We start from the raw sequence: 12008 nt of genomic DNA, 5'->3' as shown, positions 1-12008 counted from the left end.
CAATACCTGCCGCACCTCGGTTCACAGAACCACCACCGCATTGCAGCGTAGCGAACTGATGGGAGCTCCGCCGCCTCCATGAGTTGGAGCCAACGCCTTCTCGATCAAGGTCTTGTCGATCAAGGTCTTGTCGATCAAGGTCTTGTCGATCAATGGCTTGTCGGCCGATAGGAATGCCGTCAGTCCACAGCCTGGCTGGTGCTGTTTGCGGCGGTCGCCGTGGACGTATCCGTACGCGCCGCCAGACGCCGCGCGATCGGCATCAGCATGTACGGCGCAAGATGAATCGGAAACTGCGTCATCGCGAAATAGAGCCAGGTGGTGGGCGGCAGCGCGCCGGCGGTGGCGGCCAGCATCAGGCCCAGATTGCGCTGTGACACCATCAGCCCGAGCGCCAGCGCGCGCTCATAGCCGATGCGGCGGAACAGCAGCGTGGTCACTGCGAGCAGCGTGAAATAGATCGCGAAGGCGAGAGCTGCGAAGCCGACCGTGAATATCGGCCGGGCGACGAGATCGCTCGCGACATCGCCCATGATCGCGGTCGCGAAGACCAGCAGGATGATGATGTTGAAGCCGTCGATCGGCCGCCTGTGGCGCTGGATCGCGGCCGCGCCAAAAACCCATCGGATCACGGTCGCGGCAAGCAGCGATGCCGCGAGGATACCGAGCAGCTTCAGCCCCAGCGCAAGCGGCGAGATGCTGAGCATGCCATCGAGGAAGAGGCTTGCGAACAGCGACGCCGTGAACGGCACCAGGGCGGTCGAGGTCACCAGCGTGACCAGCACGAGCGTGGCATCGAGGCCCATCAGCGCGGCCAGCGCCGGCGCGGCCATCATCGGCGAGGCCATGCTCTGGAGCATCAATGCCAGGGCAAGGCCGGGCGAGTGCGCCGTGAGTCCGGTTGCATGGACGATCAGCCCGACGATCACAGGCACGCCGATCATGGTCCAGGCGGTCGCGGTCGCGACCAGCGCCGGCCGGCGCAAATGGCCGTAGAGCGCGGCGAGATCGACCCGCATGAAGGAGATGCAGAGCAGAACGAGGATCGCCTCGGTGACGTAAGGGCGTAGCACCGCACCGAGCGGCGGCACCGCGAGCGCGATGAACACGACGGCGGCCACCGCGCGGGTGCCCTGGCTGCCGAGCCATGTCAGCCCGCGCAGCGGGAGGGCGACAATTTTTTGAAAGACGGATGGCATGCGGGACGTCGGCGTCAGCCCAATCCCTTCAACCAGACGCCGATCTCGCTCGCGGCGATGTTGGCCTGTCGCAACAATTTTCCCATGGTGAAGAAGCCGTGGAACTGGCCGGGATAGTGCTTGGTGGTGACGGGCACGCCGGCCTGCTTGAGGCGCTCGGCATATTCGTCGCCTTCGTCGCGCAGGGGATCGGCGCCGGCGGTCAGCACATAGGCCGGCGGCAAGCCGGCAAGGTTTTTCGCGCGCGCCGGCGAGGCGCGCCAGTCGTGGATGTCGGCGGCGCCCTTGAGATAATGGTCGCGGAACCAGCGGATCACCGAATGCGTCAGCAGCACGCTGGTCTCGGGCTCGCGGTGAGAGCCGTGCGTCATCGCGAAATCAGTCGCGGGGTAGATCAGCAACTGCCCCGCGATCGCAGGACCGTTGCCGTCGCGCGCGGCAAGCGCGACGACTGCGGCGAGATTGCCGCCGGCGCTGTCGCCGCCGATCGAAAGCCGCGCGGCGTCGATGCCGAGCTCGCGCGCGTTGGCGGCAACCCATCTGGTCGCGGCAATCGCGTCGTCGGTGGCGGCGGGAAATTTGTGCTCGGGCGCGAGACGGTAGTCGACCGAGATCACGATCAGCGCGGCTTCGACCGCGAGCTGGCGGCAGACGACGTCGTGGGAGTCGAGATCGCCGATCACCCAGCCGCCGCCATGGAAGAACACCAGCGCTGGCGATAAGCCGTCGTGCCGGCGCGGTTCTTTCGGAACATAAAGGCGCGCGGGAATGGCGCCGTGCGGTGCCGGGATCGACAGCGGCGTGACGCGCGCGAGTTCCGGTGGCTCGGGATCGGTCGCAAAGCGCGCCTGCGCGTAATAGGCGCGCGCTTCCGGTGCGGCCAGGGTCTCGTGGGCGGGACGACCGGCCTCCTGGAAGGCCTTGTAGACGGCGGCGGCATCGGGATCGAGCACAACGGGCATGGGGAGCCACCTCCGAGTTTCAGTTATGGTTGGACGTCGTTTTCGGGGGCGATGCCCGCCTCGACCCTTCGGAGACCCTTTGGAGACCCTTGGGGAGGTCCTTGGGAAGGGTGTGCGACTATCCCATCCGGGGGCAGATCTGGCCAGACCGGGCCGGGAAGGGCAGGGATGCCGCCCTTCCCCCGCCGTATTCGCCGTGTTAACCGGATGGCCTGCGAGCGGCGGTACCCCTGTAGAATGTCCAGCAAACCCGATTCGCTGTTGAAGCCGCGCGAGATGTTTCGAACCTTTACCCTGACAGGTCTTGCGGCGCTTCTGGCCGCCACCGCACTGACGGTTGCGACACCGGCGCAGGCGCAGATCGGCACGATCTTTTCCGATCCGCCGCCGCTGCGGCCGCCCGGCAACATTCCGCGTGGCCAGCCCCAGCCGCAGCAGCAGATCCCCGACGACGACGAAGAGGTGCCGGAGCTGCCGCCGCAGGGCCGTGTGCTGCCGTCGCGCCCGATGGCGCCGCCGCCGGGACGGCAGGGCAATGTGATGCCGGGGCCGGTCGAGACCCAACCTCTGGCGCCGCCGCCCGGTTCTAGCGTCGCTCCGCCAAACCAGCCGCCGTCCGTGGCGGTTGCTCCGTCCAATCCGCAAGGCGCTCCGCAGCCGGGTGTGCCCGGTCAGCGCCAGCCGCAGCAGAAGGGCGGGCCGGGCGGCACCGTCCCCCAGACGCCGGCGAGCCTCCAGCCGGGCGACGAGGTCGTCACCGAGCCGCCGGCCCAGAAGATCGTGAACAAGAAGGCGACCTTCTCCGGCCTCGACAAGATCACCGGGCGCATCATCAATTTCGACGAGGATATCGGCGAGACTGTGCAGTTCGGCGCGCTGCGCGTCAAAACCAACGCCTGCTACACGCGGCCGGCGACCGAGGCCGCCAACACCGACGCCTTCGTCGAGGTCGACGAGATCACCTTGCAGGGTGAGGTGAAGCGCATCTTCTCGGGCTGGATGTACGCGGCAAGTCCGGGCCTGCACGGCGTCGAGCACCCGATCTACGATATCTGGCTCACCGACTGCAAAGAGCCGCAGCAGACCATCGCGACCGCGGCGCCGGATCCCGGCACCAAGCCGGCCGCGCCACCGCCGCCCGCGCAGAAGAAGGCCGCGCCCAAGCAGGCCGTGCAGCAGCGCCCGCCGCAGCCGTTGCCGCCGATCCAGCAGCAGCAACCGGCGCCGCCGCCACCTCCCCCGCCGGAGCAGCGGCCGGGTCTGTTCGGTATCCCGGGGTTTGGCCGCTAAAGCGCGATGAGATGAGGATGAATCATCATCGCGCTTTAGGTTGTTGTTTGAGCATGATCTTTTCGGAAAACCGCTTCGCACTTTTCCGGATCATGCTTTAGGCCAAATCCCCCGGGTTCGGCCGGTAAGATCCCCGATTATTGCCGTGAGGCGATGATCTCGAGCGCGCGTGCGCCCGGGATCGCTTCACCGGCGGAGAGCTTCAGGAAATCGCCGGGCTCACCCGCGAGCGCCTTGTCGAGCAGCGCGGTGTAGCGCCGCCGCGAAATTTCGGCCGCGCCAAAACTCTTCAGATGCTCGGTGACGTATTGGGTGTCGAGCAGCCCGAAGCCGCCATGGATGAGCCGCGCGACCAGATGCACCAGCGCGACCTTGGACGCATCGCGCGCGGTGTGAAACATGCTCTCGCCGAAAAAGGCCCGCCCCAGGCTGACGCCGTAAAGCCCGCCGACGAGGTCCTCGCCCTGCCAGGCCTCGACGCTGTGGCAATGGCCGAGCTCGTACAGGCCGCCATAGAGGTCGCGGATGCGCTTGTTGATCCAGGTGTCCTCGCGCCCCGCCTGCGGCGCAGCGCAGCCGGCGATCGTGGCCTTGAACGCGGTATTGACGGTCACGCGGAATGAATCCGAACGCACGGTGCGCGCGAGCCGCGAGGCCACGCGAAATCCGTCGAGCGGGATGACCCCGCGCAACTCCGGCTCGACCCAGAACAGGGTCGGATCGTCGGCGCTTTCGGCCATCGGAAAGATGCCGCAGGCATAGGCGCGCAGCAGCACGGCGGGCGTGATTTCAGACGGGGCGGAGTCGCGCGAGGTCATGGCTCGCGACAATAGCAGGATCGCAATGCGGTTGCGATGGGCGGTGCAGGTCAGCTCGCTGCGGCAGTATTGGGCTTGACGGGGGCAACGGGCACGCGGCGGAACCTCAACATGATGCGGGTTCCGGAATGCGCGGGGTCGCGCTCGACCGAGGCGTCGAGCTTGGTGGCCATGGCTGCGACGATGCGCTGGCCCATGCCGGTGGAGCGCGGATCGGCCTTGACGTTGTCGCCGACGCCGTCATCGCTAATCGCCAGCAGGAGATCGTCGCCCTGCGAGGTCAGCTCGACATGAATCGGGCCGGCGCCGTCAGGATAGGCGTATTTCACCGCGTTCATCACCAGCTCGTTGACGATGATGCCGACGGCGACCGCACGGTCCGGATCGATCTCGATCGGTTCGGCCTTCAGCGTCAGGCGCGACATCCGGTTGCCCTCGGCCGAGCGGCGCAAATCCTCGAGCAGCGAGTCCAGATACTGGTTCAAGACCACGCTCTTCAGGTCCTGCGAGGTGTAGAGGCGGCGGTGCACCTGCGCGACCGCGGCGACGCGGCCCATCGCATTGGTCAACGCCGCCTTGACCTCGTCCTGCGCGGCGGAGCTTGCCTGGAGATGCAGCAGCGAGGCGATGATCTGGAGCGAGTTGCCGACGCGGTGGTTGACCTCGCGCAGCAGCAGCTCGCGTTCGGCGGCAAGGGCAGCGTAGCGGTCGCGCGACGCATGGATCTCGGCTTCGGCTTCGTCGCGCGCCTTTTGCAATTCGGCCTGGCGCAGCGCGCCCTCGGCCGCGACGTGAAGCAGGGGGATGAAGTCGCCCCTGACGTCCTTGACGAGATAATCGGCAGCGCCCGCCTTCAGCGCCGTCACTGCAATGCTGGAATCCTGCGAGGCGGTGACGAAAACCACCGGCGGCGCGTCTGAGATCGCCATGATCTGCTCCAGCGTCTCCAGCCCGTCGAGGCCGGGCATGTACTGGTCGAGCGCCACGACGTCGATGCCGCCGGTCGTCCCCGCGCGACGGATGAGCTCGAGGCCTTCCTCACCGCTTGCGGCATGAACGACCTTGTAGCCGCGCCGTGTCAGGCCGCGATCGACCAGGCGCGCCAGCGCGCCGTCGTCGTCGATGTAGAGCAGTGTAGGTGTGCGCTGGTTCATGAGGCGGCGGGCGGGACCTGGATGACCGAGAAGAACAAGCCGAGCTGCCGGATGGCATTGGCGAAATTCTCGTAGTTCACGGGTTTGGTGATGTAGACGTTGCAGCCGAACTCGTAGCAGCGTTTGATTTCCTGGGAATCGTCGGTGGTGGTCAGCACCACCACGGGCGAGGCCTTCAGATATTTGCTCTCCTTGATCTGCTTCAGGATGTCGATCCCGGTCATGTCGGGGAGGTTGAGATCGAGCAGGATCAGGAGCGCGTTGCCCTTCTGGACGAGCCCGCTGCCGTCGGCCCCGAACAGGTGCCTCATCGCGTCCGTGCCGTTGGCGAAGGAGATGATCTCGTTGTTGACGCCGGATCGGCGGATGTTCCGCTCGATCAGTCGCGCATGTCCCTCGTCGTCCTCGATCATGATGATGCTGACGGGTTGAGTCATTGATCGGCGTTCCGGTTGCTGGCGTTCCAGGTGATGGGCAGCGTAATGGTGAAGGTACTTCCCGTATTCAGTTCCGATGATACCGACATGGTGCCGCCGAGGCGACGCACAAGTGCACGCACATGCGCAAGACCGATGCCCTGACCGGGCGTGTCCTGGGTTCCCGCGCGGCGAAACAGGTCGAATATCCGCTGGTGATCCTTCGGATCGATCCCGCGGCCGTTATCGCTGATCTCGAAGATAGCGTAGCCGAGCTTGGTGCGCCCGCGGATTCTGATCTCGCCGGGAGCGCCGGGCTTGAGATATTTGATGGCGTTGTCGATCAGATTGGAGAAGATCTGCTCCAGCGCCAGGCGGTCGCTGACGAGATCCGGCAGCGGCGCGATGTGGATCTCGGCCTGCGCTTCGGCGGCCTGATGCGCCAGCGTCGATGCGATCGCCTCGATCAGCCCGCGCGTGTCGATCTTTTCCGGCTGGAACTCGCGGCGGCCCTCGCGGGTGAGATTGAGGATCGCCGAGATCAGGCGGTCCATCTTGGCGATCGACGACTTGATGAAGTCCAGCGCTTCGGAAAAATCCCCTGAAAGCTGCTTGTCGGCACCTTCGAGCGCGATCTCGCCGGCCGCCGGCGGCGGCCCGTCGGCCGGGACATGGGTGAGGCCGCCGATACGGCGGAAAATGTCGGCGCCGAGCTCCTCGAGTTCGCTGGTGAAGCCCATGATGTTGACGAGTGGCGAGCGCAGATCGTGGCTGACGATATAGGCAAAGCGCTGGATCTCGTTGTTGGCTTCGCGCAGATCGGCCGTGCGTTCGTCGACCACGGCCTCCAGATTGACATAGGCATCGCGCAGGCGCGCCTCGGCGTCATCGCGGGCCGTTGTCGAGCGCCGCACCAGCCAGGTCGAGATCAGGGCCAGCAGCACGACGAGGCCGGAGCCAATGCCGGTCATCGACGCGGCGAGGGTCTGGCTGCGGTCCGAATTTGCCGTTCGAAGCAGGAACAGCCGTTCTTCTTCCTGAATCATCTCCGTCGCGACTTTGGCGATGACGGCTGTGGCGTCCGTGGAGGCGATCTCGCGGACCCGCGCTGTGGCCTTCTCCGGCTCACCCTGGCGGACGAAATCCATCTCCTGCACGAACTGGCCGAGCCGGGTCTCGATCGCCGTGCTCAGCTTCTCGATGCTTTCGCGTTGCGCCGGATTGTCGCCGATCAGGCGCGTAAGCCTGTCGAGAGCGGGGATGATTGCCGCCACGGCCTTGTCATGGTCGGTCTGGAAATCCGCCCCTTGTGTCAGAAGGTAGCCGCGGGCGGCGCTCTCGGCACGCCGGATTTCCAGCAGCAGGGCGTTGATCTGGTTCTCCGCCTCGATGGTGTGAAGCACCCATTTGCTGTCATCTCTCGCCTTGTTGACGAGGTAGACGGAGCCGGCGCTGATCACGGTCAACACCAGAAGGCCCGCCGAGAACAGCAGGATCTGCCAAAATGCGCGCCGTCGCTGCGCGTCAGCGGTCACGACGGTCTCGCCTGATCAGGCTTCGCGGAATATCAGGCTTGGCGGAATTCAAAACACCCCCTCGGAACTGTCCCCACCGTCCAGAACGCGATTGGGGCCAAAGGGTTCCGTGGAGAGAAGATTATCTCGGGGCGGGTTCCGTCTTGCCGGCGAGATACTGTTCCAGCCAGTGAATGTGGTAGTCGCCGTTGATGATGTCGTCTTCCCGCACCAGCGCGCGGAACAGCGGCAGCGTGGTCTCGATGCCCTCAACCACCATCTCGTCCAGCGCCCGGCGCAGTCGCATCAGGCACTCGCCGCGGGTCTTGCCGTGCACGATCAGCTTGCCGACGAGCGAGTCGTAATAGGGCGGGATCGTGTAGCCCTGATAGACTGCGGAATCGATCCGCACACCGAGCCCCCCGGGCGGGTGATATTGCGTGATGCGGCCGGGTGAAGGACGGAAGGTCTGCGGATTTTCGGCGTTGATGCGGCACTCGATCGCGTGGCCGATGACCTGGACCTCTTCCTGCCTCGCTGGCAGGTCGCCGCCGGCGGCGATGCGGATTTGCTCCAGCACGAGGTCGATGTCGGTGATGCTCTCGGTGACGGGATGTTCGACCTGGATGCGGGTGTTCATCTCGATGAAGTAGAACTCTGCGTCCTCGAACAGGAATTCGATGGTGCCGACGCCGAGATATTTCATCTCGCGCATCGCCTTGGCGCAGGTCTCGCCGATCTTGGCGCGCGCGGCCGCGGCCAGCACGGGCGAGGGGCCTTCCTCCCAGACCTTCTGGTGGCGTCGCTGCAGCGAGCAGTCGCGTTCGCCAAGATGGATCGCGCCGCCGCGGCCGTCGCCGAGGATCTGGATCTCGATGTGGCGCGGCTTCTGGAGATATTTTTCGAGGTAGACGGAGGCATCGCCGAAAGCGGACTTGGCCTCGTTGGCGGCCGTCGACAGCGCCATCTGAAGGTCGGCCTCGCTCTCGGCCACCTTCATGCCGCGGCCGCCGCCGCCGGCAGCGGCTTTGACCAGCACGGGGAAGCCGATCTTCTTGGCGATCGCCATCGCGTCGTCGTTGGGGCCGACCCCTCCCTCGGAGCCGGGCACCACGGGAATGCCGAGTTTCCTGGCGGTCTTCTTGGCCTCGATCTTGTCGCCCATCAGGCGGATGTGCTCGGCCTTCGGGCCGATGAAATGCAGATTGTGCTCGGAGAGGATTTCCGCGAAGCGCGCGTTCTCCGACAGGAAGCCGTAGCCGGGATGCACGGCGTCGGCGCCGGTGATCTCACAGGCCGCGAGCAGCGCCGGCACGTTGAGATAGCTGTCCTTGGACGCCGGTGGCCCGATGCACACGCTCTCGTCCGACAGGCGCACATGCATGGCATCGGCGTCGGCGGTGGAGTGCACGGCGACGGTCGCGATCCCGAGCTCCTTGCAGGCGCGCAGGATGCGAAGGGCGATCTCGCCGCGATTGGCTATGAGGATCTTGTCGAACATGGTGTCCTTAAGGACTGGCGCGCGGGAAGCGGCGAGGGCGATGAGGCCGCCCTCGTCCGTCACTCAATGATAACGAGCGGCTCGCCGTACTCGACCGGCTGGCCGTCCTCGACCAGGATCTGCGTCACCGTGCCGGCGCGCGGCGAGGGGATCTGGTTCATGGTTTTCATGGCTTCGATGATCAGCAGCGTCTGACCGACCGAGACCTTGCTGCCGACCTCGATGAACGGCTTGGCGCCGGGCTCCGGCGCCCAATAGGCGGTGCCGACCATCGGCGAGGTCAGTGCGCCGGGATGCTTCGACAGGTCGGCAGCGGCTGGCGCGGCGGCAGCTGCTGCGGCCGCCTGCAGGGCGGCGGGGGCGGCTGCCATCTGCATCGGCATGGTCGCGGCGACGCTGATGTTGCGGGCGACGCGCAGGCGCAGACCGGAACGTTCGATCTCGATCTCGGTGAGGCTGGTTTCATCGAGCAGCAAAGCGAGCTCGCGGACGAGCGCGGAATCCTCGCTGGAAAACTTTGCGGCTGCTTTGTCGTCTGGCTGGCGCGCCATGTTGTCTGATCCGAATGTTCTGTGTGAAGAGGGAGCGTCAGGCCTTGGGCTTGATGCCGAGCTTGGCGGCAAGGCCCTGGATGGCGAGGCGGTAGCCCTCGATGCCGAAACCGCAGAGCGAGGCGAAGGCCGCGCGCGCGGTGTAGGAGTGGTGACGGAAACTCTCGCGGGCGTGGATGTTGGTCACGTGCACTTCGACCGTCGGGATCTGCACCGCGAGCAGCGCGTCGTGCAGCGCGATCGAGGTGTGCGAATAGCCGCCGGCATTGATGATGATGCCCTTCATCTTGCGGGCGTGTGCCTCGTGGATGAAGTCGATCAGCTCGCCTTCGCGGTTGGACTGCCGGCAGTCGGCCTTGAGACCGAACGTCGCCGCCGTCTCCCGGCACAGCGCCTCGACGTCGGCCAGCGTCGCATGGCCGTACTTCTCGGGTTCGCGCGTCCCCAACATGTTGAGGTTCGGCCCGTTGAGAACGAGGATCGTGTCGGTTGCTGGTTCGGCCATTCCAATCCCGCAAGAGGTGCTTCGGCGTGGCGGGGTTATAGGTAACAAAGCGCGTGAGGGGAAGCCTTGAAGGACTTCCCAGGTGGCTTCAGATACCTCATCCGGGGTGCAAAAACCTGTGCGGAAGCTACGGAAATTGCTTGTTAACCAGTCCGAAGCATGGCTACCGGACGGAGGGCGCGGGGAAGCGACCCAATAGACCGAAAGCCCCTGCCGATCTCTCGGCAGGGGCTCATTTCGGGCTGCAGCGAAGCAGCTTAGCCTTCGATGATGTACACGATCTCGCGCGTCTGAGGACGGACGATGATGTACTGGCCGTGTACGAAGATCACATCATAGCCACGCCATTCCGGATAGATTTCCACGATCTGGGGCGGCAGCGGATGGAATCGGACGTTCGGCGGGACCGCCGCGCCGACCGAGATGTTGAAGTTGACGTTCGTGGTCTCTTCGATCTTGGTCGACTTGATCGCGGTTGAGATCTGGCTTCGCTTCTCGGGAGGCGGCGCAGAAGCGGTCGCGGAGGCAGCGCCGGTCGTGGTCTGAGACTTGGTGTCGGCAGCCTTGCTGTCTGCGCCCTTGGTCTGGGCGTTCATGTTGCCGCTCTTGGTGTCAGTCTCCGTGCTCTTGGACTTGTCCATCTGGGACTTGTCCATCGTGCTTTTCGACTTGTCTTGCGCGGATTTGTCTTGCGCGGATTTGTCTTGCGCGCCCTGGGCATGCTCACCCTTCGCAGCGCCAGCCTTCTCGTCAGCCGCGTTCTTGTGCATCGCGCCGGACTTTTCCGTCGCACCGGATTTCTCCATTGCGCCAGACGACTTCTCCTCGGCGGCTCCGCCGGGCTTCATGGCGCCGCCGGCCTGACCAACGGTGCCCTTCTCATGGGTGGATTCGCGGCCCATCGAGCCGCGCTCGGCAGCGCCGCCGGAAGGTTGCGATTGCTGCATCTGCGCACCACCGGCGCCGCCTCCGCTGTCGCGGTTCATGGTGCCCTGTGCGTTCGCCAGACCGGTGCCCGCGACGAGCGCGAGTGCGGCGACCGAGATCATAAAGCGGTTAGACATGGGATTCTCCTCACGTGTTCACTTGCGTCATTGCCCGCGCCGACAACGAAAGGAGATTTGAGTTGTTCCGGAACTCCGGTGGTTCCGAGGCTTTTGTTTGTTGAATGCCAGATGAATGCGCGCGCCAGATTTCGGCGCAATAAAAAGGCCGGCTTTTCAGCCGGCCTCGTTGCAGGCGTGAGTTGTAGACGTGATCAGCAAGTCGCCTTGATCAGCAAGTCGCCTTGCCGCAGCGGGCAACGCCGATCTTTTCCTTGAGGCCTTCGACGCCGACGGCGCCGATCACGACCTGCTTGCCGATCACGTAGCTCGGCGTGCCGTTCATGCCCATCGCTTCGGCGAGCTTGAAGTTCTCCTCGATGGTGGCGCGCACCTCGGGGCTGGCGAGGTCCTTCTCGATCTTCGCGGTGTCGAGGCCGGCTTCCTTGGCCGCCTGAAGCGCGCGCGCCTTGTCGGCCGCGCCACGACCGCCGAGCAGCTTCTGGTGGAAGTCGAGGTACTTCTTGCCGGAGGGATCCTGCATGCGCACGGCGACCGCGACCTGCGCGGCTTCGACCGAGCCCTGGCTCAGCACCGGAAACTCCTTCAGCACGACCTTCAGCTTCGGATCCGCCTTCATGAGGTCGAGCATGTCGCCCATTGCGCGTTTGCAGTAGCCGCAATTGTAGTCGAAGAACTCGACGAAGGTGACGTCGCCGTCCTTGTTGCCGAGCACGACCTGGCGCGGCGAGTTGAAGATCGCATCGGAATTCTGCGCGATGCTGGCCTCGTGCTTCTGCGTCTCGGCCGCGGCCTGGCGCTTGGTGAGCTCGGTCATCGCTTCCTCGAGCACCTCGGGATGGGTGACGAGATAGTTCTTGATGATCGCCTCGATGTCGGTGCGCTGGGCATCGGAGAAGCTGTCGGCCGACGCAGGCGCGGCTGCGCCGAACATGGCGAGCGCAAACAGCGCGGGAGCAAGCAGGCGCAGCGAAGGCATAGGCAAATCCTCTTATCCAAAGCAGGTTTCGGAAACGTCCGGCGGACTTAAGCTA

General features: G+C 65.2%; 13 protein-coding genes. 1 reads left to right on the top strand and 12 read right to left on the bottom strand.

Annotated elements, in window-relative coordinates; translation table 11 throughout:
* Window positions 1–21: 21 nt before the first annotated feature.
* Genes QCM77_RS25540 through lipP1 form a run of 3 tightly spaced genes read right to left on the bottom strand, consistent with a single transcriptional unit; the run spans window position 22 to window position 2161 of the window.
* Window positions 22–153, bottom strand: a complete 132-nt coding sequence (locus tag QCM77_RS25540) for a hypothetical protein (protein ID WP_279685368.1) — start codon at window positions 151–153, stop codon at window positions 22–24.
* Between the two features lie 26 nt (window positions 154–179).
* A complete protein-coding gene (locus QCM77_RS25535) occupies window positions 180–1199 on the bottom strand; it encodes a bile acid:sodium symporter family protein (RefSeq protein ID WP_279668506.1) in 1020 nt (339 codons plus the stop codon).
* Between the two features lie 14 nt (window positions 1200–1213).
* Entirely contained in the window at window positions 1214–2161 is a 948-nt protein-coding gene (gene lipP1, locus QCM77_RS25530) for a LipP1 family hormone-sensitive lipase (RefSeq protein ID WP_279685367.1), read from the bottom strand.
* Window positions 2162–2398: 237 nt separating this feature from the next.
* Here lipP1 and QCM77_RS25525 point away from each other — a divergent pair, with 237 nt between their 5' ends.
* Window positions 2399–3451 (top strand): DUF2155 domain-containing protein, encoded by a 1053-nt coding sequence (locus QCM77_RS25525; RefSeq protein ID WP_279668508.1) that lies wholly within the window; start codon window positions 2399–2401, stop codon window positions 3449–3451.
* Between the two features lie 137 nt (window positions 3452–3588).
* Here the strand turns inward: QCM77_RS25525 and aat are convergent, their stop codons facing one another.
* The 9 genes from aat to QCM77_RS25480 form a co-directional block, all read right to left on the bottom strand.
* A complete protein-coding gene (gene aat, locus QCM77_RS25520; protein ID WP_279668509.1) occupies window positions 3589–4269 on the bottom strand; it encodes a leucyl/phenylalanyl-tRNA--protein transferase in 681 nt (226 codons plus the stop codon).
* Window positions 4270–4319: 50 nt separating this feature from the next.
* A complete protein-coding gene (locus QCM77_RS25515; protein ID WP_279668510.1) occupies window positions 4320–5423 on the bottom strand; it encodes a sensor histidine kinase in 1104 nt (367 codons plus the stop codon).
* The gene (locus QCM77_RS25510; protein WP_279668511.1) at window positions 5420–5860 is read right to left on the bottom strand and encodes a response regulator; all 441 of its coding nucleotides are present in this window, start codon (window positions 5858–5860) and stop codon (window positions 5420–5422) included. The genes QCM77_RS25515 and QCM77_RS25510 overlap by 4 nt, the downstream gene beginning before the upstream one ends.
* Window positions 5857–7374, bottom strand: a complete 1518-nt coding sequence (locus QCM77_RS25505; protein WP_279685366.1) for a sensor histidine kinase — start codon at window positions 7372–7374, stop codon at window positions 5857–5859. Before QCM77_RS25505 ends, QCM77_RS25510 begins: the two co-directional genes overlap by 4 nt.
* A 121-nt stretch (window positions 7375–7495) precedes the next feature.
* Window positions 7496–8854 (bottom strand): acetyl-CoA carboxylase biotin carboxylase subunit, encoded by a 1359-nt coding sequence (gene accC / locus QCM77_RS25500; protein WP_279685364.1) that lies wholly within the window; start codon window positions 8852–8854, stop codon window positions 7496–7498.
* Window positions 8855–8913: 59 nt separating this feature from the next.
* Window positions 8914–9405: an acetyl-CoA carboxylase biotin carboxyl carrier protein gene (gene accB / locus QCM77_RS25495; RefSeq protein ID WP_279685363.1), complete on the bottom strand. Its 492-nt coding sequence runs from the start codon at window positions 9403–9405 to the stop codon at window positions 8914–8916.
* 37 nt (window positions 9406–9442) lie between these two features.
* A complete protein-coding gene (aroQ, locus tag QCM77_RS25490) occupies window positions 9443–9910 on the bottom strand; it encodes a type II 3-dehydroquinate dehydratase (protein WP_018646964.1) in 468 nt (155 codons plus the stop codon).
* 257 nt (window positions 9911–10167) lie between these two features.
* Entirely contained in the window at window positions 10168–10974 is an 807-nt protein-coding gene (locus QCM77_RS25485) for a DUF1236 domain-containing protein (RefSeq protein ID WP_279685361.1), read from the bottom strand.
* Between the two features lie 211 nt (window positions 10975–11185).
* On the bottom strand, window positions 11186–11953 hold the full coding sequence (locus tag QCM77_RS25480; protein WP_279685359.1) for a DsbA family protein: 768 nt from the start codon (window positions 11951–11953) through the stop codon (window positions 11186–11188).
* Window positions 11954–12008: the final 55 nt, after the last annotated feature.

This window comes from Bradyrhizobium nivariense (assembly GCF_029846695.2).
Classification (GTDB): Bacteria; Pseudomonadota; Alphaproteobacteria; order Rhizobiales; family Xanthobacteraceae; genus Bradyrhizobium.
The sequence above is the reverse complement of the archived record's forward strand: the minus strand, read 5'-3'. Positions and strand labels throughout refer to the sequence as shown.

Bases quoted from the DNA above. Each gene is read 5' to 3' on its own strand.
- QCM77_RS25510 (WP_279668511.1), bottom strand. From the start codon at position 5,860: ATGACTCAACCCGTCAGCATCATCATGATCGAGGACGACGAGGGACAT.
- accC (WP_279685364.1), bottom strand. From the start codon at position 8,854: ATGTTCGACAAGATCCTCATAGCCAATCGCGGCGAGATCGCCCTTCGC.
- lipP1 (WP_279685367.1), bottom strand. From the start codon at position 2,161: ATGCCCGTTGTGCTCGATCCCGATGCCGCCGCCGTCTACAAGGCCTTC.
- QCM77_RS25525 (WP_279668508.1), top strand. From the start codon at position 2,399: ATGTCCAGCAAACCCGATTCGCTGTTGAAGCCGCGCGAGATGTTTCGA.
- QCM77_RS25485 (WP_279685361.1), bottom strand. From the start codon at position 10,974: ATGTCTAACCGCTTTATGATCTCGGTCGCCGCACTCGCGCTCGTCGCG.
- aat (WP_279668509.1), bottom strand. From the start codon at position 4,269: ATGACCTCGCGCGACTCCGCCCCGTCTGAAATCACGCCCGCCGTGCTG.
- aroQ (WP_018646964.1), bottom strand. From the start codon at position 9,910: ATGGCCGAACCAGCAACCGACACGATCCTCGTTCTCAACGGGCCGAAC.
- QCM77_RS25480 (WP_279685359.1), bottom strand. From the start codon at position 11,953: ATGCCTTCGCTGCGCCTGCTTGCTCCCGCGCTGTTTGCGCTCGCCATG.
- QCM77_RS25535 (WP_279668506.1), bottom strand. From the start codon at position 1,199: ATGCCATCCGTCTTTCAAAAAATTGTCGCCCTCCCGCTGCGCGGGCTG.
- QCM77_RS25515 (WP_279668510.1), bottom strand. From the start codon at position 5,423: ATGAACCAGCGCACACCTACACTGCTCTACATCGACGACGACGGCGCG.
- accB (WP_279685363.1), bottom strand. From the start codon at position 9,405: ATGGCGCGCCAGCCAGACGACAAAGCAGCCGCAAAGTTTTCCAGCGAG.